This window comes from Lewinella sp. W8, from assembly GCF_004375085.3.
In the GTDB taxonomy this organism is placed as follows: domain Bacteria; phylum Bacteroidota; class Bacteroidia; order Chitinophagales; family Saprospiraceae; genus Neolewinella.
In genome coordinates this window covers 123,763-144,372 of sequence record NZ_SNAQ03000009.1, presented here as the reverse complement: position 1 = coordinate 144,372, position 20,610 = coordinate 123,763, and the positions used below count along the sequence as shown (strand labels likewise).

At 58.2% G+C, this 20,610-nt stretch carries 18 protein-coding genes; 6 read left to right on the top strand and 12 right to left on the bottom strand.

Annotated elements, in window-relative coordinates:
- Positions 1-11: 11 nt before the first annotated feature.
- Positions 12-461 (bottom strand): hypothetical protein, encoded by a 450-nt coding sequence (locus tag E1J53_RS11940; RefSeq protein ID WP_134273180.1) that lies wholly within the window; start codon positions 459-461, stop codon positions 12-14.
- Positions 462-531: 70 nt separating this feature from the next.
- On the bottom strand, positions 532-1,977 hold the full coding sequence (locus E1J53_RS11935) for a hypothetical protein (RefSeq protein ID WP_134273179.1): 1,446 nt from the start codon (positions 1,975-1,977) through the stop codon (positions 532-534).
- A gap of 203 nt (positions 1,978-2,180) precedes the next feature.
- Between E1J53_RS11935 and E1J53_RS11930 the strand changes: the two genes are divergently transcribed.
- Complete coding sequence (locus tag E1J53_RS11930) at positions 2,181-4,697, top strand: M14 family metallopeptidase (protein WP_134273178.1); 2,517 nt, start codon at positions 2,181-2,183, stop codon at positions 4,695-4,697.
- Between the two features lie 126 nt (positions 4,698-4,823).
- On the top strand, positions 4,824-5,276 hold the full coding sequence (locus tag E1J53_RS11925) for a GNAT family N-acetyltransferase (protein WP_134273177.1): 453 nt from the start codon (positions 4,824-4,826) through the stop codon (positions 5,274-5,276).
- Positions 5,277-5,326: 50 nt separating this feature from the next.
- Here the strand turns inward: E1J53_RS11925 and E1J53_RS11920 are convergent, their stop codons facing one another.
- From E1J53_RS11920 to E1J53_RS11890, 7 genes are all read right to left on the bottom strand, one after another.
- Complete coding sequence (locus E1J53_RS11920) at positions 5,327-6,169, bottom strand: NmrA family NAD(P)-binding protein (RefSeq protein ID WP_134273176.1); 843 nt, start codon at positions 6,167-6,169, stop codon at positions 5,327-5,329.
- Between the two features lie 62 nt (positions 6,170-6,231).
- The gene (locus E1J53_RS11915; RefSeq protein ID WP_134273175.1) at positions 6,232-6,729 is read right to left on the bottom strand and encodes a DUF1772 domain-containing protein; all 498 of its coding nucleotides are present in this window, start codon (positions 6,727-6,729) and stop codon (positions 6,232-6,234) included.
- Positions 6,726-7,046 carry a hypothetical protein gene (locus E1J53_RS11910; protein ID WP_134273174.1) on the bottom strand — a complete coding sequence of 107 codons (321 nt, stop codon included), beginning with the start codon at positions 7,044-7,046 and terminating at the stop codon, positions 6,726-6,728. The genes E1J53_RS11915 and E1J53_RS11910 overlap by 4 nt, the downstream gene beginning before the upstream one ends.
- Positions 7,047-7,399: 353 nt before the next feature.
- On the bottom strand, positions 7,400-8,389 hold the full coding sequence (locus E1J53_RS11905) for an AraC family transcriptional regulator (RefSeq protein WP_134273173.1): 990 nt from the start codon (positions 8,387-8,389) through the stop codon (positions 7,400-7,402).
- 178 nt (positions 8,390-8,567) lie between these two features.
- Positions 8,568-8,978 (bottom strand): secondary thiamine-phosphate synthase enzyme YjbQ, encoded by a 411-nt coding sequence (locus E1J53_RS11900; protein WP_134273172.1) that lies wholly within the window; start codon positions 8,976-8,978, stop codon positions 8,568-8,570.
- Between the two features lie 25 nt (positions 8,979-9,003).
- Complete coding sequence (locus tag E1J53_RS11895) at positions 9,004-9,870, bottom strand: DUF6089 family protein (RefSeq protein WP_134273171.1); 867 nt, start codon at positions 9,868-9,870, stop codon at positions 9,004-9,006.
- A gap of 137 nt (positions 9,871-10,007) precedes the next feature.
- Complete coding sequence (locus tag E1J53_RS11890; RefSeq protein WP_134273170.1) at positions 10,008-12,632, bottom strand: M1 family aminopeptidase; 2,625 nt, start codon at positions 12,630-12,632, stop codon at positions 10,008-10,010.
- Positions 12,633-12,776: 144 nt separating this feature from the next.
- Between E1J53_RS11890 and E1J53_RS11885 the strand changes: the two genes are divergently transcribed.
- A complete protein-coding gene (locus E1J53_RS11885; RefSeq protein ID WP_134273169.1) occupies positions 12,777-14,159 on the top strand; it encodes a deoxyribodipyrimidine photo-lyase in 1,383 nt (460 codons plus the stop codon).
- Positions 14,160-14,173: 14 nt separating this feature from the next.
- Here E1J53_RS11885 and E1J53_RS11880 read toward each other — a convergent pair whose 3' ends face one another.
- A complete protein-coding gene (locus tag E1J53_RS11880; RefSeq protein ID WP_134273168.1) occupies positions 14,174-14,746 on the bottom strand; it encodes a DinB family protein in 573 nt (190 codons plus the stop codon).
- Positions 14,747-14,831: 85 nt separating this feature from the next.
- The gene (locus E1J53_RS11875) at positions 14,832-16,331 is read right to left on the bottom strand and encodes a hypothetical protein (protein ID WP_134273167.1); all 1,500 of its coding nucleotides are present in this window, start codon (positions 16,329-16,331) and stop codon (positions 14,832-14,834) included.
- 101 nt (positions 16,332-16,432) lie between these two features.
- Between E1J53_RS11875 and E1J53_RS11870 the strand changes: the two genes are divergently transcribed.
- The 3 genes from E1J53_RS11870 (at position 16,433) to E1J53_RS11860 (ending at position 19,926) form a co-directional block, all read left to right on the top strand.
- A complete protein-coding gene (locus E1J53_RS11870) occupies positions 16,433-17,521 on the top strand; it encodes a T9SS type A sorting domain-containing protein (RefSeq protein WP_134273166.1) in 1,089 nt (362 codons plus the stop codon).
- Positions 17,522-17,962: 441 nt separating this feature from the next.
- Positions 17,963-19,621, top strand: a complete 1,659-nt coding sequence (locus tag E1J53_RS11865) for a hypothetical protein (RefSeq protein ID WP_134273165.1) — start codon at positions 17,963-17,965, stop codon at positions 19,619-19,621.
- 164 nt (positions 19,622-19,785) lie between these two features.
- A complete protein-coding gene (locus tag E1J53_RS11860; RefSeq protein WP_154640187.1) occupies positions 19,786-19,926 on the top strand; it encodes a hypothetical protein in 141 nt (46 codons plus the stop codon).
- 36 nt (positions 19,927-19,962) lie between these two features.
- On the opposite strand, the gene E1J53_RS11855 is transcribed toward E1J53_RS11860, so the two are convergent.
- Positions 19,963-20,508 (bottom strand): Crp/Fnr family transcriptional regulator, encoded by a 546-nt coding sequence (locus tag E1J53_RS11855; RefSeq protein WP_134273164.1) that lies wholly within the window; start codon positions 20,506-20,508, stop codon positions 19,963-19,965.
- Positions 20,509-20,610 lie beyond the last annotated feature (102 nt).

The window sequence follows — 20,610 nt, the reverse complement described above, 5'->3', positions numbered from 1 at the left end:
CGTGATTAACCTTACTGGGCCGCCGCCGGCATAATTTTCAGGCGCAGGCGGTAATCCTGCTCGGGAATGTTGTTTTCGTATTCCGGGTACGGATTGAGTGCCAGGAGCTGCACGAGCCCGTCCTTCACGCTGAAGCGGGGAAGGGTCTTTTCTCCGGCCCGGACGGTCAGCTCCCGGACCCCACCGTCGGGCAAGCCGATGCGCACCACGGCCGCACCCGCCTGGATGCAGTTGACGCCCTTCGGACACCGATTGTCGCTAGCCACCCCCAGAAAGGTGAAATTACTCGTCGACTTTTCCAACTGGAGACTTTCGCCGGGGGCGAGGTCCACCGTGCTGTCGTAGCCTACGGTGGTGGTCGTCGCCGTCGCCGCGGCGACGGCCTCGGCGGACTTCGGGGTACATCCTGACCCCAGCAGCACTACACCAATCGCCAGGAAAGCACAAAACGATAATCTCATTATTACGGTAGGTTTTTCCCAAGGTAGGCACTCTGCTGCTAGTCACCTAATGGCCGGAAGAAGTGCCAAACTACTTCCCCTCGTAGGTCATCTTGACCAGCCGCAGTTTGTTGCGGTGCTCACTGGGCAGAATCACTTCGTTACCCGCCACCTGAATGCCGTCGCGGAACCGCAGCCGGAGGTTGAGGTCCCGGGTGTGGAACAAGCTGTTACGGTCGAATTCTCCCCGTCCGTTCATGACGTATTCACTCACGGTATTCTCGAAGCGAATTTCGTCGTTGAACAGGAAGCGAAGTCGGCTCGGACTCCGCATCAGGAGGTAGCTGGAATACACCCCACCGTCGTCCTGACTGTACTGCTTTTTGTGGAGGATGTTGGTCCAGTGCGGCTGCCCGTCGGCGTGGACGGAAAAGGCGATCAGCTCATTGTAGTGGTAATCGATGAGGGGGCGAATCCCGAAGTTGTTGATCACCTGGGCCCGCGCGGCGCTGCTGCGCCGCTCCAGCTGCCGGTTGCGTTCGGTAATGATCACGGCTCCGCCATCTTGCCGGATCACCATGTCACGGACGGAAAGCTCGTCGATGCTGGGGTTCTTCTTGTTCACCCGTTTCTCCGTCACGTTCTCGATCAGGCTCATCGGGAAGGGCTGAAAGTAGGTGGAGGGCGCACTGGGATTGCCGGGGTTGATCTTCAGGAAGAAGTAGCCGTTGGCCCGCGTAAGTTCTTTGGTGGAGTACAGTCCGCCGGCCAGCAGGCGGTTGTTGAGGTTGTCGAAGCGGAAGTAAATGTCGTAGGTCAGGCTGTCCTTGAGGTTGACGTTGAAGCTGGATACCTGACGGTTGTTGGCCCGAAACTGGTGAATCTCGTATTCGTGGTCCTTGCGTTTACTCCGGAAATTGTACCGCTCGATGATGAAGTACATGTCGCCCTCGTTGGTGACTTCGGCCTGCAGAAAATCGTCGTTGAAGAAGAATTTCTCCGGGGTCAGCTTGCTGTCGTACATCACCTCCATAGCTTCCAGGTCGACGGTGACGTAGCGGATCTCACTCTGTTGCTCGACGAGGAGGACCAGCAGTTTGGTGTCGTCTTCGGAGCGAAAAATTTCGTCTTCCGGGTTGCTGACGAAGAGCCCGAAATCGATGAGGGTCGTGCTGTCCTGCAGGTTGCCGGCGGGATTGTAGCGGTCGAGCTGCAGGTGGTTTTTCCCCTTTTCCCGGAACAGGTACAGGAGGTAAAAGCCCTGTCCGTCCTGCCGGGCGACCGACTCCAGCACCCGGATGTTGCGGCCCCGGAGCTCCAGCTCCTTTTCCCAGCTTTGCCGCATGCCGCGGTCGTAGGCGGTCAGCAGATGCTTGTTTTCCCGGTCCTGCAGCAGCAACACCTGCCCCCCGAGCTTCCCGATCAGGTCGTAGCGGGTGTCCGTTCGCATCGTCATCTCGTCGCTTACCGTCAAGGTTTGGGCGCGGACGCAGGTGCAAAGAATCATCAGCAGGGAGCAGAGCAGAAGGGTACGCATGGGCAAAGAAGTTAGGGAAGTTGATGAAGTTCCTCCGGCAGCCAAGATCGACAAAATCAGGGGTTTGCCGATCCCGAAGCCAATGGATCATCACTGTTTAAAACTGAGAACCGGGGTCCTTAGTTGTGTCTGCCGTGCAGCGTAAGCATTCGTTGCCGGCTCTTTTGTAGTTTTACGCTCCTTAACCTGTTCCCCAGATTATCATGAGATCATTCCTTTGGGCCATTTGCCTGCTCCTTACTACGGCGCTCGGCGCCCAGCTTCCCACTCCCAGTGAATTTCTGCCCCACGACCTTGGGGAAACCTTCACGCCCCACCACATGCTGGTGGACTACTACGAAACCATCGCCGAGGCCAGCCCCCGCGTCAAGCTCGAGCAATACGGCCGCACGAACGAAGCCCGCCCGCTGCTGCTGGCCTACGTCAGCACCACCAAAAATATGGAACGCCTGGAGGCCATCCGCAAGAACAACCTGGTCAAGGCCGGTTTGCTGCCTCCCGGAGAAGCCGACGAGAGCATCGGTGACATTGCCATCGTCTGGCTCTCCTTCAGCGTCCACGGCAACGAAGCGGCCGGCTCGGAGGCCAGTATGGGCGTCCTCTACGACCTGGCCAACACCAACGACGCCCGCATCAGCGCCTGGCTGGAAAATACGGTGGTCGTGCTGGATCCCAGCATCAACCCGGACGGCTACAACCGCTACACCAACTGGTACCGCCAGACGGCCACCAAGGGACTGGACCCCCATCCCGCCACCCGCGAGCACAATGAACCCTGGCCCGGAGGCCGGGTCAACCACTACCTGTTCGACCTGAACCGCGACTGGGCCTGGCAGACCCAGGTCGAGTCCCGGCAGCGGATGGTCAAGTACAAGGAGTGGATGCCCCACGTCCACGCGGATTTGCACGAACAGGGCTACACCTCGCCCTACTACTTTGCACCTGCGGCCGCGCCCTTCCACGAATACATTACCGACTTCCAGGGAGACTTTCAGGTCGAAATCGGTCAGAACCACGCTCGCTACTTCGATCGCGAGGGTTGGCTCTACTTCACCCGCGAGCGCTTTGACCTGCTGTACCCCAGCTACGGGGACACCTGGCCCACCTTCAACGGAGCCATCGGTATGACCTACGAGCAGGGTGGCCACAGCCGTGCCGGCCGGGCCATCGACCTGCCGACCGGAGACGTCCTGACGCTGGACGACCGCGTAACCCACCACCGCACGACCGCCCTGAGTACGGTGGAAATCGCCCACCGGGAAGCTGACCGCCTCGTGGGGCAGTTCGAAGACTACTTTACCCGGGCGGTTACCGACCCCCAGGGAGAATACCTTACCTACGTCGTCAGCGGAGCCACGCCCCGGGGACGGATGAAGGCCCTGACGACCCTTCTGGACCGCAACGGCATTCTCTACCAGCAGGCCCAGGCCGGCACCAGCGGCCGGATGTACTCCTACCGCGAAGGCCGGGAGGTTTCCGCGGAGTTAAAGGCCGGTGACCTGATCATCAGTGCCTTTCAGCCCCGGTCCGTCCTCACCCAGGTGTTGTTTGACCCCCAGGTGTTCGTGGAAGACTCGGTGACCTATGATATCACCAGTTGGTCCCTCCCGATGGCCTACGGACTTGACGCCTACGCCAGCACCCAGCGCCTGACGGTGAAAACGGCACCGGTGGAAATGACCGCTTACGCCAGTCCACTCAACGGTGACCTCAGCGGGGTCTACGCCTACGCCGTGGCCTGGGAAGACATGAGTTCCGCCCGCTTCCTGGGGGACGTCCTGGAAGCCGGCGTGCAGGTCCGTACCTCTGCCTCCGACTTTACCTTCGGCGAAAAAACCTACCCGGCGGGAACGCTGATCATTAATCGCGGAGACAACCGGAAGACGGCAGACTTCACCAGGAAGGTCCGCGAAGCCGCCAACGCCAATGAGGTATCGCTGGATATCCTGAAGACGGGTTTCAGCGTCAACGCCGGTGGGGACCTCGGAGGAAGCAACTACGACCTCATCGACGCTCCCAAGGTGGCCGTGTTGAGTGGCGAAGGCACCAACCCCAATCAGTTCGGTCAGGTGTGGTATTACTTTGAGCAGGACCTCGACTACCCGGTCAGTCTCTTCTGGGTTGATGACCTGACGGACGTGGCCGAGGGCGACTACAACGTCCTGGTCATGCCGGCCGGTTACTACCGCCTGGGAGAACGGGAAACGGAAGTTCTAACGGACTGGATCCGGGGTGGCGGCAAGGTGATCGCCATTGGCTCGGCCAACCGGACGCTGGCGGGTAATGACGCCTTCGGCCTGGACTCCAAGGAGCAGGAAGACGCCGATGAGGGAGAGGAAGATTCCCGACTGTTGCCCTACGCGGGACAGGAACGTCGCTTCATCGAGAGCTTCAATCCCGGGGCCATCCTCGGCGTGGAATTTGACGATACCCACCCCCTGAGTTTCGGCATCGGTGACCAGTACTTCAGCCTGAAAACCGGAAGTACCGCCTACGAGTACCTGGATAACGGGCAGAACGTGGGCCGCCTGCGGACCAAGCCTTTCGTGTCCGGCTTCATTGGCAACCGGGCCTACGAGACGATTCAGGAAACCCTGGTTTTCGGGGTAGAGAATATGGGGCGTGGCCACGTAATTTACCTGGTGGATAATCCCCTCTACCGGGGCTTCTGGCAAAACGGTAAATTGCTGTTCGCCAACGCACTTTTCCAGGTGCAGTAAGTCACGTAGCGTAAAAATAGCGGAGATAAGGCTCCGTCAAATTGGTCGGCCGCTTGCTCGTCACCTACAGGGTGTCGGAGGGCGGCCGACCGCTATTTTGGCCATGGCGCCGTTAACTAATCAGGTATGCATTTTTCAATTACCCCCATTGAGCGGGAAGAGTACCCAGTGGTGGTAGATCTCTGGGAGGCCTCGGTTCGTGCCACCCACCATTTTCTGCGGGAAGCGGACATCCAGTATTTCCGTCCCCTGATCCTGGAGCAGTACCTGGACGCCGTGACCCTACGGGCCGGCCGCGATGCTGCTGGTAACATCATGGGATTCCTAGGCGTAGCGGACGATGGACTGGAAATGCTCTTTCTCCACCCCGATCATCGGGGGAAGGGACTTGGAGGTGTGCTGTTAACGTATGCCATCCGGGAGATGGGGGTACGAAAGGTAGACGTGAACGAACAGAACGAGGGCGCGCTGGGCTTTTATCGGCATTATGGATTCAGGCTGGTTGGGCGGTCACCCCTGGACGGGACCGGGAAGCCTTATCCCATCCTCCACCTGGAGCTATCCGCCACGCCGGGTTAAGAGAAGGCCGCCCATTGGAGCGACCAATGGGCGACCCATCCGACCGATTTTTAGACCGGCGAGACGATTTTGGGCGACCACACGCCCGTTTGGGCTACCCTGCGAGCGTATTCCCGGAAGGAGGTGGGCTGCTTGCCGGTCAGACGCTCAAAGTCAGGCGAAACCGTTTGGTTCTCGTCGTTCCCGAGCACTTCCCGGAAGAGGTATTCCAGGAGCCATACGTAATCGTCCGGGAGCCGGGCGTTGCGGAGTGCCCTGCCGTATTCCTCCAGGGAAATGGCCTGGTAGGTAATCTCCCGGTCAGTGGCCCGCGCGATTTCCCGGACGACCGTGGCAAAGGTGATTTTTTCGGGGCCGGTGACTTCCAGGGTTTGCCCGTCGAGGGTATCGTTCAGCAGGGCCTTTACGACGACTTCGGCAATGTCGTCGGCGTCGACGAAGGGAATCGCGGCGTCGGGCATGGGCAGGGCTACGTGACCCGCAAGCACGGGTTCCAGTAGAAAGCTTTCGCTGAAATTCTGGTTGAACCACGACGCCCGCACCAGGGTGTAGGGTAGGCCGGAATCAGCTACGATTTTTTCGCAGGCTTCTGCTTCCCGTTCTCCTTTTCCGGAGAGCAGAACTACTTTCTTGAGCTTGGCCTTCCGGGATTCCCGGACCAGGGCCCGGATGGCATCCTTCGCGCCGGGAACGGCCAGGTCGGGGGAATACACCACGTAGGCCTTGTCCATGCCTTCGAGAACGGGTGCGTAGGTGCTGGGGTCATCCCAGTTGAAGGCCGGAGTCTGACTGCGGGAGCCAATGCGGACGTGATGGCCAAGGGCCCGTAAGGAGGTGACTACCCGGCGGCCGGTTTTTCCGGTTCCGCCAATGACTAATATGTTGTCTTTCATGATTAATGGATTCAGGGGGTTAAATGAATGGGAGGATTAACTTCTCCGGTTACCGCGGAGAACTAAGCTTTTAGGGGTTGAAAAGCCGCCAGCAGGGCCAGGAGGAAAGCCAGGACCGAACAGCCGGTTCTGATGAGGTGGAACCAGTTCCAGCCCCGTTCGTAGGTCTGCCGGAACGCTCCGGATTTGGCGGCATCGAGGTCCGTGAGGTTCAGGACTTCCAACTGGTCGTTTAGCGGGACATTGCCAAAGGCGGTTACGCCGAAGGTGCCGATCAGATAGATCAGGAAGGCAGCGAGCAGGAGCCAGAAGGAGGTTCCCCGTTGGTAGTGGAGGGCCGTAGCGGCCCCCAGGGCAAGTAAGCACCCGAAGAAGATGAGGAAAAAGGCGGGGTTGAGAATGGCCTTGTTGATGGATTGCATGGTCTCGAGGTAACTCGAATCGCTGATCCGTTGGGTGCCGGGGATGACGGACACCTGCCAGGCGTAGAAGAGGCCGGCCGACAGGCCGGTCAGGAAGATGGCGGCAAACAGCAGCAGGGTCTTTGTGGTAAGGATCATGGGAGAATATTTTGTTGTTCTAGCCAGGTTTTGAGGGTCCGGTACTCCTCCTCGGTCAGGGGTGTTCCGGTTTGTTTGGGCATGCGCTGCTGTACGAATACGGCTCGATAAATCTTTTCGGCCCGTCGTTCCATGTTCCGGGGCTTGAAGACCATAAAGGGATTTTTCTTCCGGTGGCAGACGTTGCACTTTTTTTCCAGGATCTGGTAGGCCGCTTCCTTCAGCGGATCGGTCGTGACAACCGGCTGATTCGGGGGCGCCGGGAAGGCAGCCAGCAAGCAGGTGCCGGCGAAAAGGAATAGGAGTATTTTCATCATCCGATAATCGTTGTTGATTACGGATGTAAAATTCCGGCCGTACTCAGGGGGATGCTTGACTTAGCGGGCCAATGTTTTGGCACTTTGCGCCAAATGCCCCACTAGTGGAAAAAGAACGACGCAGGATTAGGCCCGTAGGGTTGGCCTACAGTTTTGGGGATAACCTGACCCTGATGAGAAATGTAGCTTGCCAAATAGTTTAGAAGTAGGCTGTTCCGTGAGGTTTCATCAGCGGTTCCTGCGGAATCGGGGCAGTTCAGAGGGGCAAATGGTAGCGGCAAGGCATGCCTTGCCGCTACTGGAAAATTCAAGGACTTGATGGCCAAAGGATTAATTCACGGAACAGCTTAAGTTCAGAAGCCCCTGCGGTAGGCGGCCGGAGAGTTTCCCGTCCAGCGTTTGAAGGCCCGGCTGAAGGCACTCTGTTCGGAAAAACCCGTCTGGAAGGCGATCTCGGCCACACTGTTGGCCGAAGTACTCAGCAGCTCCCGGGCGACTTGCTCCTGCACCTTGTGCACGAGCTCCCGGAACTGAATGTCTCGTTCCGTCAATCGGCGGGTCAGGGTACGGTTGCTCATGCCCATATGCTGGGCCATCGCTCCGAGGGTGGGGATGCCGCTGGGTAAGGCATCCCGGACCAGGGTTTCGAGGTCCCGGGCCAGTTCGTCGGCGCCCACGGTGATGCCCTCGGTTTCTTCCGCGACCCGGTCCAATAGGAAGCTATTGATGCTTTTATCGGCTTTGGCCGTCCGGCGGTCGAGATCTTCCCGCCGGTAGGTGAGCCGGTAAAAGTCCTGGTCAAAGTGGACGGGACACTGAAAGGCCCGTTGGTGGCTGGCGGTGTTGGCCGGAGCGGCGTGCTTGAAGGAGACGCTGACGGGATAGATGTCAGCGTCGGTCATGGCCCGCAGAACGACCACGGAGGCGGAAAGGGTTGCTTCGTTCGAGAGGGCCACGCCCCTGCGGTGGGGCTCGCGGAGGAGCAGAATGTCGGAGAGTGCTCCGCGGTGATTGACCTTAAACAGGTAGGTGTTGGACAGCAGCATGAAGTAGCGCTCACAGCGCTCGAAAATCTCTCCGGCTCGGGAGCAGGTTCTCCAGGACAGCCCCAGTACCCCATAATCCTCGATTTTCATTTCCTGGCCCACCCGGACGGCAAAGCCCGGGCCGAGGTGTTCGTCCAACTTTTCGTGAAGCTCGAAAAACTGCTCGGCGGGCACGGCTTCCACGGCCCGAAGCTGCTCGTCGGGGAGGGCAAATACCGAGAGGTCCGCACTGGTCATGCCTTCGGCCCGGGCCTGGCCGATCATTTTTCGGTATAAGCTCGAGGAAATGTACTTCATGAGGGGGCATTAAGGGAATGTATCCGCCCAGTAAAGATAGTCCCCTCATCGAAGGTCAATTGCGGCCGGGGGCATCCCACCTCATGGCTATTGACCGCAAAGGCCCGGCACCTGCGTAAGCCATGACGATTATTCCGCTGTGCTCAATTCGTACTTACCATTAACGGCTGCCAACGGATTATCCGTAAACCGTAGCGACCATCTTGCGACCACTGGCCCGGTTGCGGAATTCGCAGAGGTAAATGCCCTGCCAGGTGCCGAGATTGAGCTGGCCGTTGGTGATGGGGATGGTGACGCTGTGCCCGATCATGGCGGCCTTGATGTGGGCGGGCATGTCGTCGGGGCCCTCCATGGTGTGAACGAGGAAGGGAAGGTTCTCCGGTACGAGGTGATTGAAGACCGATTCAAAATCGGTCAGTACGTCGGGGTCCGCGGCCTCATTCACCGTGATCGCGGCCGAGGTATGCTGAATGAACAGGTGCAACATACCCTTGGGCGGAAGCGGGGGTAGCTGACTCAGGATTTCCCGGGTAATGATGTGGTAGCCCCGCGGACGCGGCGCCAGCGTGAAGGACGTTTGTTCAACCATGGGAGCAAAGGTAGCAAGCGGACTACTAGCGCCGCCGGCGACGGCTGCGTTTATTGCCGTAATCGGGGCAGCGGACGTCACCGAAGTAGTAATTGAACCCGAGACCGACGAAGATGTAGCGGTCGTTCATGGTGTCGTCTCCGCGTTGTTCTCCTTCCCGGTCGATACGGTTGCCTTCACCGTCGAGCAGGAGGCTGCGGTCGTATAGCTCGGCCGCCAGGGGGCCGCGACTGCGCAAGAGGTCGGAAGCATCCGGATAGACGGTGCTGACGTCGTCCAGGTAGTCGGTGCTCGCATTGCGGACGCCCACGTGGAGGTCCATGCTCAGTTCGTAGGAGAGGTCCCATTTGAGGCCGATGCCGTAGGCCAGGGCGCTGCTCAATACGAGGTATTCTTCTCCGCGAAGCTGTCCTTCGGTGCCCAGTCCACGCAGTTCCACCAGCTCCCCGTCGTCGGTTTCCGTTTTGGGGTTGTAATTGAATACGGAGATTCCGGCGAAAGCGTAGGGCGTGAAGAAGTATTCCTTATGGCCGTGGAAATAGGGCAGGAAGTTAAACTCGAACTGCGCCGTTCCGTCGAAGATGGCCGACTGAAAGCTCAGGTTGCGGTTTTGTTCGAAGGGGTTACTGCTGTCGCTATCGTAAGCTTCGATTTTACCGTAGTTGAAGCTCACCCGGGCCGCCAGCCGGTGGTTGAAGTTGTAGCGAGCGGCAAAGCCGCCGGCCAGGTTGGGGCGGTCGAAGCGGAAGTCCGTGTTCAGGTCGCCGAGGTAAAAGGAGGCACCGGCCCAGGGGCCAATTTCCAGACCACGCATTTCCAGCTGTGCCTTTGCGGAAAAGGAGGACAGCAGGCCGAGAAGGAACAGTAGGGGGAGAAAACGATTTGCGCGCATACCGAAAAAATAGCGCGGCGATGGAGTGCATCGCCGCGCTGGTTAAAACTTGTCCATTAAACGCCCGTCCCCCCTGATTGGTGTACCGTAGGACTAATTTCTTTGCCAAATCGGGGTTTTGGACGGTATTTGACGCCTTATCCGCCGTATTGCTGGTAGATCTGGAGCAACTGGGGCTCGGTTTCCACGGCTTTGATGGCCTTGATGGTTTCCTTCATCATGGTCACCAGTGCCGCGTTTTCCTCTCCCTCCATCATGCCGCTCATCAGGTCGTTGATGGCCTTAGTGGCGGCCAGCCGGCGCCAAGGGCTTTGTCCCATATTGGTGGCTACGGCCTGGAGTTTTTCCACGCCTTCCGTAATGACGGAGGCGTCTCCGGAGGAGAGGAGGCCCTGGTAGGCACCGAAGAGTTCGATGGCGGGGAAGCCGTCAATGCTGCTGAACTGCTTCTCAAAGAAGGGAAGCTTGCTCAGGTCACCGGATTGTCCGTAAAGGGCCGCCAGGGCCGCCGTAATGTCGGGGTTGTCGGAACCCTCCAGCTTGGCGGCCGCGGCCGCCGCCGCCGTGGGGTCGGCTGCCACCAGCGCACTCAGGCCGGCGGCCACCACGCGGTAGGAACGAGCGTCCAGGGCCGCCGTGGCGATCTCCTTCAGCTTGGTATCCTCCATGGCGGCCAGCAGGGCAATGGCCGTGGAGCGGGGCTCGGAGTGGGGGTCCTCCATGGCAATCTTTCGGATCAGCGGCAACTGAGCTTCTGTAGGCGCACCCATGCTTTCCAGTGCCAGCGTACGCACGGCGTAAAACGGGTCCTGAAGTCCGGCAGAATAGGTGGCCTCCTTGACGGGGCTGTCGTCTTTGTTGGACATCCGTTGCAGTACCAGGTAACGATCCACCAAATTGGGCGCTACCCTGAACTGGGCCGCCAGTTCGTCGGCGGTTTTGGTGTAGCTGTATGTGGCCAGGATTACGTGCTCGGGGTCGAAAATGACCACGTCGGGCGCATCGTCGGAGGCAAAGGTGAACGTTTGCTTACGCTGGTCCACCACGATGCGCTCCGTGCGGGGCGCCGTCTGGCCGTTGGTGTAGATGTTCACGTTGACCGGCAGCCGGAAAATGGCGGGAACGTTGTTTTCGGTATCCTGCGTCTGTTCGACGGTCAGGCTGATCGTTCCGTCGGCGTAGCTCGTTTCCAGACTGAGCTGGGGGTGACCGGCCTTCAGGAACCACTGGTTGAAGAACCAGTTGAGGTCTTCTCCGGAAATTTCTTCAAAGGCCATCCGCAGTTCATCGACTTCCACCGGTGAGTACTGGTTCTCCGTCAGGTAGTATTCCAGACTGGCGAAAAAGACCTCGTCGCCCAGGTAGTGACGGAGCATGTGCAGCACCGCACCGCCCTTGTTGTAGCTGTGGGCGTCGAACATCTGCTCCTTGTCGTCGTAGTCGTACCAGATGAGCTCGTGGGGCTCGCCGTTAGCCACCGAACCGAAGTAACCGGAACGCTCCAGCAGCATGTGGTGATCGGCCGCATCCGCGCCGTGCTTTTTCTCCATCCAGAGGTATTCGCTGTAGTTGGCGAAACCCTCGTTCAGGGTGAGGTTACTCCAGCTTTCGCAAGTGACGTAGTCGCCGAACCAGTGGTGGAACATCTCGTGGGCCACGATTTTTTCGTTGCGGTCAATGTCGATCAGGTCCCGGTCCGTACCGTGCATGAACTCCCCGAAGATGACGGCGGTGGTATTTTCCATGGCGCCGGAAACGTAGTCCCGTACGGCCACCTGGCTGTACTTCTGCCAGGGATATTCTACGCCGGTCAGCTCACTGAAGAAGGTGAGCATCTCCCGGGTGTAGGGGAAGATGTCCTTGGCGTAGGGTGCCCACTGGGGCTCGAGGTAGTAGTTGACGGGAATACCGTTCCATTTCTCGTCTTCCACCACGTCAAACTCGCCGATGGCGAGCATGAACAGGTAGGGCGCATGGGGAAGCTCCTGCCTCCAGTAGTCGGTGCGGGTACCGTCGCTGTTCTTGTTTTTGCTCACGAGTGCACCGTTCGAGAGGGTCGTGAACCGGTCGTCTACCGTCACGTACATTTCCTGCGTACAGCGCTCGTTGGGCTTGTCGATGGTGGGGAACCAGCGGCTGTTGTTTTCCGTTTCGCCCTGGGTCCAGATTTGCGTGGGTTTGTCCCCCTCTTCGCCGCGGGGGTTGATAAAGAACAATCCCTTGTCAGAGGTGATGGCGGCACTGCCTCCGGACTGGGCCGGGACGGCCGTGTAGTCAATGACCAGCTCCACTTCTTCTCCCCGCTGGTACTCGCGGTCGAGGGTGATGTAGACCTTTTGCTTGTCCCCTTCGTAAGTGTACTTCAGGGCCGTGCCGTTGAAGAGCTTGATGGACTTGAAGTCAAAGTTCTTCGCGTCCAGCTCCAGCACCCGCGCCGGGCGGAAAAGGGGCGTCAACTTCAGGGTGGCCTGGCCGATGACCATTTCTTTTTCCCAGTCGAAGGACAGGTCCAGCTTGGTGTGCAGCAGGTCAAAGGTGCGCTGGTAGGCCGCACGGTAAACCGGCCGTTCGTTGGGGATTTCAACCTCCGCTTCGTATTCAATAACCCCGTTGCTTTCGGGGCTCACCGTCATCGTGTCCAGGTTGCGGACTTCCATGACGACGGGTTCTTCAGTTTGGGCGGTGGCGTTTTTTGTGGTGTTGCAACTGGCGGAAAAGAGTAGGGCGGCCGCCAGCGCGAAAATGGAGAAGGATTGCTTCATTGGTTGTTGAAGGGTAGTTTGTAGGTAAATGACGTTTTGGCCGGGGAATATGTTGCTTTCCCCAAAGGAAACCTTGCGTCGGCGGACCGCCAGGCGGTGCCGAACATTCTCCGCCCCATCTTCCTTTCAACGAAAAGGATTTCCATGGCAACCGACACCGAACCAAAAGACTTTGCGGACATTCACCCCGATCGGGTAACGGCCCTCAACGAAAAAGACATCGATCAGGACGGCAAGTACGTCCTGTACTGGATGCAGCACAGTCAGCGCACGGAATGGAACCACGCACTGGAATATGCCGTTCGGATGGCCAATTCTCTGGACCAGGGATTGGTCGTTGGCTTCGGGTTGATGCAGGATTATCCCGACGGGAACGAGCGCCATTTCCGCTTTATGCTCGAAGGTCTCCTGGAAGTGCAGGAGGCGCTGCTGGACCGCAACATCAAGTTCGTCCTGCGCTTCGGCGATCCGGCCGAGGTCTGCCTGGCCCTGGGTAAGGACGCCAGCCTCATCGTTTGCGACCGGGGCTACCTGAGGTTTCATCGGGAGTGGCGCAAGAAGGTTGCGGAATCCGCGGCGGTCAAGGTGATTCGCGTCGAAAGCGATCTGGTGGTTCCGGTGGAGGTCGCCAGTGACAAGCAGGAATACGCTGCCCGCACCATTCGCAAACAGCTGATGGAGCAGTACCAAGAATACCTTGAGCGCCCCGCCCACCGTTCGGCCCAAAAATCCAGTAAGTCCTTCTCCATCGATAAGCTGAATTTTACGTCCGTTGACGCCCTCCTCGATCAAATGAACATCGACCGGAGCGTGGCACCGGTGGAAGACTTCACCGGTGGCACCGGTGAGGCGAAAAAGCGTTTTCGCAAGTTTCTGAAGGAGGAACTGTCCGACTACGATGATTACCGCAGCAATCCGGTGGAACAGCGGGTCAGTAGAATGAGCCCGTACCTGCATTTCGGACAAATCAGCCCCGCTTACCTGCTCAGCGAACTGCTGGATAAACGGGCGACGGACGACCGGAAGAGTTATCTGGAGGAACTGCTGGTGCGCCGGGAGCTGACCCACAATTTCGTTTTCTACAACGATAACTACGACAACTACAATTGCCTCCCCGACTGGGCGCGCGAAAGTCTCGAAAAGCACGCGGACGACGACCGGGAAAAGGTCTACACCCGCGACGAGCTGGAAGCCGCGGACACCAGTGATCCGTACTGGAATGCGGCCATGCGGCAAATCAAGCAGGGGGGCTACCTCCACAACCACATGCGGATGTACTGGGGTAAGCAGATCATTCGCTTTACGAACACCCCGCGCTACGCTTACCAGACCGCGCTTTACCTCAACAACAAGTATTTTATCGACGGCCGGGACGCCAATTCATTCGCTAACGTCGCCTGGCTCTTTGGCCTCCACGATCAGGGATGGAAGGAACGTCCGGTGTACGGAAAGGTCCGGATCATGACCCCCGGCGGTCTCGAAAGAAAGACCGATCCGGAGGCCTTTGTTGACCGGGTGGCGGAGTAAGCTTGTCTCTCGGGTTATGACGCGATCGGGGTGGTGCTTTGGGCCATGGCTGCCTGGGCCTGGGCCACGTGCCGCCAGTTGTGGTACACGACCACCCGCAGCGTATCCCCCAGACGCAACTTGATCAGATTGGTAATGCTGATGCCGGTCTTGGTGCGCGTCAGGTCAACCGACCGGGCGGCCTCCAGCAGCTCAAGCATGTCCTCCTGATACTTGATGAAGGTGTGGACAACTTCCACGCCAAGATCATCCTGGTGGGGGTTCATACTTTTGAAGGTGCTGATCTTTTTCGTCTGGGGACCGGGCTTCATTCCCGCAGCAAAGTAATTGCCCAAACGGGTGCTGGTAAAGGATTCCGTCTGCGTCCGATGCTTGGTGGATTCCAGCCGGCGACGAATCTCGGGGTTGTAGTATTCCGCGTACCGATTGAGGTGCTCCAGGCACTCCAGGGCATTCCAGGCTTCTGGGCGTGGACGCAGGTGCAGGGTGTCCACCGGAAGCGCAAGCATCTCCCGGGCCACCTCCAGATTGGACTGCGTGCGGTCAATGAGTTTATCGATGAGTTCGCGGGAAGAACGGGCTTTCATGGGGCTATCGTTTTGGTTCATGGCAAAGATCCTCCCCGAAAGGTCCCCGAATCTTGATCCAACGCAAGGTTTAGGACAAACAGCGCTACTTCCGACCGGAATCCGCGACTTTAGCCGTTGTCAGGCCGTTAATTTCGGCTAGAAGCCAATTACAGCCCATAAAAAAGCCCTCTTGTTCTACGTCGACCCGTAACTCCCGGAGGCCCTCCAGAACGTCATAATCCGTAATGCACTGGCCGTTCAAAAACTGGTCGGATGCCCTGGCGTTCTGGGTCGCCAGCCTGGTCAGCCGGCGCAAATAATTGATGAAGTTGCGGTAGGATTTCACCTTGCCCGGGGAGATGCGCTTTTGTTGATCGTAAATGAATTTGGTGAAGGTGTTGAGGAAGTTGTCCAGCGCCGTCAGTTCCCGGAGCTGGTAATAGGCCCTCGCCTGGAGGGTTTTGGCCGTAAGCTTGTAGTATACGTCTTTGGGGTTGGCCCGCTGAAGGCTGGCAATGGCCGCGGCCGGACGGGACTGATAAAAATCTAGTTCCGCCTGCGCGAGTAAGCAGACGTCTTCCCGGAACTCGCCCGGTACGATGGCCTCCGCATTGGAAGCGAGAAAATGCTCGGCCCAGCCAAAATGCCGGAGGTGGATGGCCACACTGATGATGTTACGGAACAGGCTGTGATGAATCTCCCCTTCGGGGGCCAGCACGCCGTCCTTAAGCTGCCGTTCGTAGAGGGAAAACAACTCCCGGGGGTAGTCGGCCGGCGAAGAGCAGTACTTGGCCATGTTTTCCAGGGAGGTAAATAACTCCCGTTGTTCCGTGGGCGTGAAAAATTTTGCCAGCTCCAGTACTTCCCGTTTAAACGCCCGGTAAAGCGCCGGATCGGTGGGGGACAATTGCAGGCGAAGCTGGGACTGGTAAACCCTGATCGCCGGATTATCCGCAACCTCCCGGTCTGCAAGGTACTGTTGGGTGGCCTCCAGCAGGCTGTAAACGTATTCCACCTTCACGGCCCGCTTTCGGGCCATCATCCGGTTGAGTTGCCGGAGTTTTTCGATGACGAAGTGCACGTCCAGGGCATCGTTCAGCAGTTGGAGGCCAATGTCGCCGTCCCGTTCGTCCCTCCTGGATTGGTAGGCGTAGTTCAGTCGCGCAAGCTGTAGCCGTTGGAAATAGTGGTCGGCATTCCGCAGCGGACTCTGGTCGAGCTGACGCACCAATTGCTCCATTTCTTTTTTAAAGTGGGGCGCTAACTCCCGTTGGTCGTACGCAATCAGTCGCTTCCGGTAGGCCTCCTCGTTACCGGCAGCAACGGACTGATGGACCAGAAACTCTCTGACGAGTCCGTACAGTAGGGAGTGGTACTTATTGATGCGGGATTTTTGGAAGGGGTGTTCCGGGAATATCCGGGCAAAGGCCGTAGTGTCCTGGAAGCCGGCATCATCAAAAGTGGGAGCGTACTCCAAATAGAAGGTCCCCAGCTTTAGGAGGACCTGACTTTGATTAAAGTAGGGGGATTGCAGGAATAAATCCAGCCGCTCCAGTTCCTCTGGCCCGAAGGTTCGCAACAGTTCCGTGAGTCGACGATGCATGACTGGAGTTGTAATTCCCTGATGAATACGGTAATTTAATCAAGGATTGAGTGGTTCCGGAGACTCTTAAGACCATATTTTATTGATTAGATCCCTCAATCATGTCGAAACTGCTCCCCTTTTTTCTGCTCCTCAGCCTGCTGCCTGGCGTGCTTCGGACTCAGGATGCGCCCCTCTGTAGCGGCTCCACGCTGCAACTGCAGAGCCTGGAACTGGACTTTACGCAAGCCCGGGCCTCCTTCCTTCTTTCCGGGGAAGCGGAAGTCCTTACCTATGAATTACTGCACGAATATGTCCGGGACGGGGAAGAGGTCCGGGAGGTGGTGAGGTCGGAGGCCCCGCTAATTTCCATCACTTTCTCCCCCCAGGGAGTACACCGCTTTACCGCCGTGAACCAGTGTACGGACGGAACGATACACACGGGCTCCAGCCTGATCCTGGATTTTGGTCAGGATGGGGTAGACGCTGCCTGCCCCACTCCCACCAACCTTTTCATCGAAACCTTCACACCAGGCTTCGTTGCCTTCGGCTGGGATGCCGCTGATACCGTGGATTTCTGGCAAATACGCTATCAACCCGAAGGACTCCCCGCCCAGGATTTTATGGTTACGGACCCCTTCGTGGAGCAGGACCTCCTCCCGACCGTCCGGCATACTTTTTCTCTATTTGCCGTTTGCGACGAAGATGGCCTCACCAGTCCGATAACGCAAACGGTCAGCCCCACGGTTACCTTTTCCCTGATCATCGTTGAAGACGTCAAATTATTCCCCATCACCTGTGACTCCCTGACGGAATTGGTCTGGGATGCCTTTTTGATGGAATGCACCCGGCACGGAGCGTTTGAAGCGGATAAGGAAGCCTTCGTTTTTATCCACGGTTGCGAGGCCTGCGTCACCGCTACGGCCCTGGATGACCCCGCGGCCGAGTTCTTCCGGACCTGGACGCTGGCTCCCAATCCCGTGCGGGAAGAAGCTCAGCTCCAATACGTTTTGCCGGAAGCCACCCGCCTGGAAGCCTCCCTGTTTGACGCCGTGGGGCGCCCGGTAAAGCAGTACGTTACCCCGTTGCTCGCAGCCGGGGAGGGGGTGATTGAGTTACCCCTCGGGGAACTACCTCCGGGGGTTTATTGGGTCCAGCTGCACACGGGGAACCGTTCCGGAGTCAAAAAAATGGTCAAAGCGGGAAGGTAGCACCCCGGCCCAAGGGAATTTTTGCCATTCCAGGTAATGGCGCAAGCCGCCTTCCGCCCGCCGTTCATTGGGTTCATCGTTGATGGATGCCCCCGAGGCTGATTCTCGACCAGTCATTGTCGCTTCGGGATGACGGAAAATTGTAATGGGTGGTCCGGCGCGGAGGGAGGATACTTGTAATGTCCGGAGGAAATATCCGGGAGAAAACAAGTATCGCCTATGGTAAATCAACCCTTTCCCCGCTAACGTAGTGGCATTGCGCCCGGGACTACGGCTCCATCTCCATAACGGAATAACTAAGTACGGTTGCCCCTACTGACCGCCTCCACCCGGAAGCGGAACGCACCCATCATGCCACCGTATTCCTCCCGAAACCCCGGTCCGCTTACCGCCAACCGTTGGCCAACGCAACAAATTTTAATCAACTTAAATCCTTTACCCATGAAATCCTTATCCATCATCATCACGGCACTGTTCGTATTGCCACTTTGTGGAATCGCCCCTCTGGAGGCCCAGTGCGACGGCACCTTCCGCTTCGTAAACAACACCGGAAGAGAGGTGACGGACCTCCACATCGAGTTCGAAGAAACGGGCGCAACCCTCGAGAGCCACAACTTTCCGGGCCGCCCCTCAACGGAGCGGGCCAACTTCGAAGGTCCCGCCACCAACGGAACCGAAAAACGTTGGGACATCATCCGGGGTCGCTTACCCAATAAGGGCGTGGCTACCCTTTCCTTCACCTCCGAAGACTGCCGCTTGCGGATTCGCCGCTGGTGGTGGACCGTCGACGATAGCCCGGCAACGGAGCCGTACAATAATGAGCGCCGATCGGGTACGAACGCCAGTGGCGCCAGCCTGGACCGCGATCTCGTCGCCCAAGGAGAAACCGTGACTAAGGTGAAAGTATCCCACCCCTACAGTGGTCGGAGAAACGGAGAAAGAGTAGAACTCGGCATCAATGACCTGCACGTCGTTTCCCGCAAACCACCTACGGTACTCAACCGGACCCGAAACTCCGAAGACGACCCGGCAAAGTCCGGCGGTGTCTTTGAAGAGGAGGACGTAACTACCTGCGACTGCGACGTCCGCCAAACCGATCGACCCTGCCAACAGGTATGTCAGGGCCAGACCGGAACGCTGTACGTACTGAACCTCGTAACCACGGGAACCATCCGACGGAACCAGGAGGTGGAGCTGGAGCTCAAGGGTGTAGAAGCAGAGGACCTGCAGTGGCTGTGGTGGACCAAGGACGGCCGTCCGTACACGGTGCGCAATACCGGACTGCATCGGGGAAACAAAGACGAAGGCGTACCCGAAGAAAACGGCAACGACCTGGAAGGAGCCCCCAAGGAAGACTGGGACGAAGTCGTCGGGAATTTTGGCCACCCGGGTGGCCCACGGTCCAGGTTTGCGGTCGGATTGTTTGGGGGGGCAGGCAGGAATCCCTTTGATGCCTCCCTGGATTTCGGACCGGAATCTACCGCCGCGGTGATGAACGCAATCTACGGGAATCCGGACGTCATGGCACGCTTGCTCGAAGGCTTCTCGGGGGAGTTTTACCTCGGAGACTTCACGGGCACCACGGAAATGATGGTGGCTTCTCCCTCGCCTTCCACCCAGTTTGGCACGCATCTACGTTTCGGGCTTACGGGGCCACTTTCGGTGGACGTCCGTGGAGGCTACACCAGCGCCAGCGCCGAAGGGCGCTTTCCCGTAACCGTTTTCCCGTGGTCTTCAGAAACTACGGAGGAACCGTACGAAACTGCGGGTACCTACCGCCTGGAACGAGGCATCCAGGAACTAAGCCTCGGCGCCAATTATCTCCTGGGACCCGGCCGCCTCCGGGCCGGTGTTGGTGCCTACGCTGCGGCGCAGCGCGTAAGCAACCGGAGTACGGTAGTCATTGCCGGGCAACACCTCCAGCTGTCCGAGGAGACCAACTTTGCGCTCAGTGGCCAGCTACGGGGAATTATCCAGTATCAACCCATTGATCGGATTTTCCTGGAGGGTGGTATCGTCCGGTTGCTGCCCCTTAGCGGTGCCACCGCCGGTAACCTGACCGCTTTCCAACTCGGACTTGGTCTGTACTTAGGGAAGTAGTACGCTGCGGATCATTCCTGCAAACCCGACGGACGTCCCCTCCGTCGGGTTTCTTTTTTGGCGACAGATTTTTTGGGCACCATGTGGATTTTTGGTTAATGGAACGTCCCTAGGGCAACACTGGTACCATCCAGGATTTCTAACTGACCCTAAACGCTTTCGTAATGATCTATTTCCTACTGTTGCTTCCCGTACTTGCCGTTCCCGTAGCTTCGGCGGCCCTGAGCCTGCCCAGCTTCGATTTTGATCTGTCCGCAGACAACGATTTTTACCGCTCCGTCATCGAGGAGCTGGAATCCCGCTAAAATCCAGGCAAGTTTTACACCGTCGGTTGCCGCCGACTAACCCAGTCGGGACCGGACCCGAGACAGGGTCTCCGGCGTCATCCGCAGATAATTGGCGATGTACTTGGCGGGGATTTCCTGGAACACCCTAGTGCCCCGGTTTAAAACCCGAAGGTAGCGCTCTTCGGGAGAGTTCGTGAGCAGGTCAATTTCCCGCTCCAGTTGCCCTACGATCATCCAGCTCATGATGCGCTGCCACAATTCGGCCAGGGCGGGGGAGGAGACCATCATGCCCTGGAAGTCCGATTGGCGAAGCACCCGAACGGTACACCTTTTCAACGCCTGGGTATTGAAATTGGTGGGGCGATGGTTGATGTAAGAATCCATCGCCCCAATAAAGTCCCCCGCGTACCCGAAGCGGATGCACTGCTCTTCGTCGTTGACCACTACGTAGGAACGCAGGGTTCCTTCTTCCACGTAATAGATGTTGGTGTCGGTTTTACCCTCCATGTGGAGGTGCTCCCCGCGTTTGATGGTAAAACGATCGTGCCAGAGGTCGGCCGCGTCCAGGTGAACGTATAACTGTTCCAGCAAATTTGCCATTCGACTAAGGTAGGGGAATTTTTTCCGTCGGGTTAGCCCGGAAAGCCTCCCCAAAAGTATTTTCGAGCCCGTTGTGGAATTCGGGCAGGGCTACCGTCCCTA

Excerpts from the sequence above, each read along its gene's own strand:
- E1J53_RS11940 (WP_134273180.1), bottom strand. The coding sequence starts at position 461 with ATGAGATTATCGTTTTGTGCTTTCCTGGCGATTGGTGTAGTGCTGCTG.
- E1J53_RS11935 (WP_134273179.1), bottom strand. The coding sequence starts at position 1,977 with ATGCGTACCCTTCTGCTCTGCTCCCTGCTGATGATTCTTTGCACCTGC.
- E1J53_RS11930 (WP_134273178.1), top strand. The coding sequence starts at position 2,181 with ATGAGATCATTCCTTTGGGCCATTTGCCTGCTCCTTACTACGGCGCTC.
- E1J53_RS11925 (WP_134273177.1), top strand. The coding sequence starts at position 4,824 with ATGCATTTTTCAATTACCCCCATTGAGCGGGAAGAGTACCCAGTGGTG.
- E1J53_RS11920 (WP_134273176.1), bottom strand. The coding sequence starts at position 6,169 with ATGAAAGACAACATATTAGTCATTGGCGGAACCGGAAAAACCGGCCGC.
- E1J53_RS11915 (WP_134273175.1), bottom strand. The coding sequence starts at position 6,729 with ATGATCCTTACCACAAAGACCCTGCTGCTGTTTGCCGCCATCTTCCTG.
- E1J53_RS11910 (WP_134273174.1), bottom strand. The coding sequence starts at position 7,046 with ATGATGAAAATACTCCTATTCCTTTTCGCCGGCACCTGCTTGCTGGCT.
- E1J53_RS11905 (WP_134273173.1), bottom strand. The coding sequence starts at position 8,389 with ATGAAGTACATTTCCTCGAGCTTATACCGAAAAATGATCGGCCAGGCC.
- E1J53_RS11900 (WP_134273172.1), bottom strand. The coding sequence starts at position 8,978 with ATGGTTGAACAAACGTCCTTCACGCTGGCGCCGCGTCCGCGGGGCTAC.
- E1J53_RS11895 (WP_134273171.1), bottom strand. The coding sequence starts at position 9,870 with ATGCGCGCAAATCGTTTTCTCCCCCTACTGTTCCTTCTCGGCCTGCTG.
- E1J53_RS11890 (WP_134273170.1), bottom strand. The coding sequence starts at position 12,632 with ATGAAGCAATCCTTCTCCATTTTCGCGCTGGCGGCCGCCCTACTCTTT.
- E1J53_RS11885 (WP_134273169.1), top strand. The coding sequence starts at position 12,777 with ATGGCAACCGACACCGAACCAAAAGACTTTGCGGACATTCACCCCGAT.
- E1J53_RS11880 (WP_134273168.1), bottom strand. The coding sequence starts at position 14,746 with ATGAAAGCCCGTTCTTCCCGCGAACTCATCGATAAACTCATTGACCGC.
- E1J53_RS11875 (WP_134273167.1), bottom strand. The coding sequence starts at position 16,331 with ATGCATCGTCGACTCACGGAACTGTTGCGAACCTTCGGGCCAGAGGAA.
- E1J53_RS11870 (WP_134273166.1), top strand. The coding sequence starts at position 16,433 with ATGTCGAAACTGCTCCCCTTTTTTCTGCTCCTCAGCCTGCTGCCTGGC.
- E1J53_RS11865 (WP_134273165.1), top strand. The coding sequence starts at position 17,963 with ATGAAATCCTTATCCATCATCATCACGGCACTGTTCGTATTGCCACTT.
- E1J53_RS11860 (WP_154640187.1), top strand. The coding sequence starts at position 19,786 with ATGATCTATTTCCTACTGTTGCTTCCCGTACTTGCCGTTCCCGTAGCT.
- E1J53_RS11855 (WP_134273164.1), bottom strand. The coding sequence starts at position 20,508 with ATGGCAAATTTGCTGGAACAGTTATACGTTCACCTGGACGCGGCCGAC.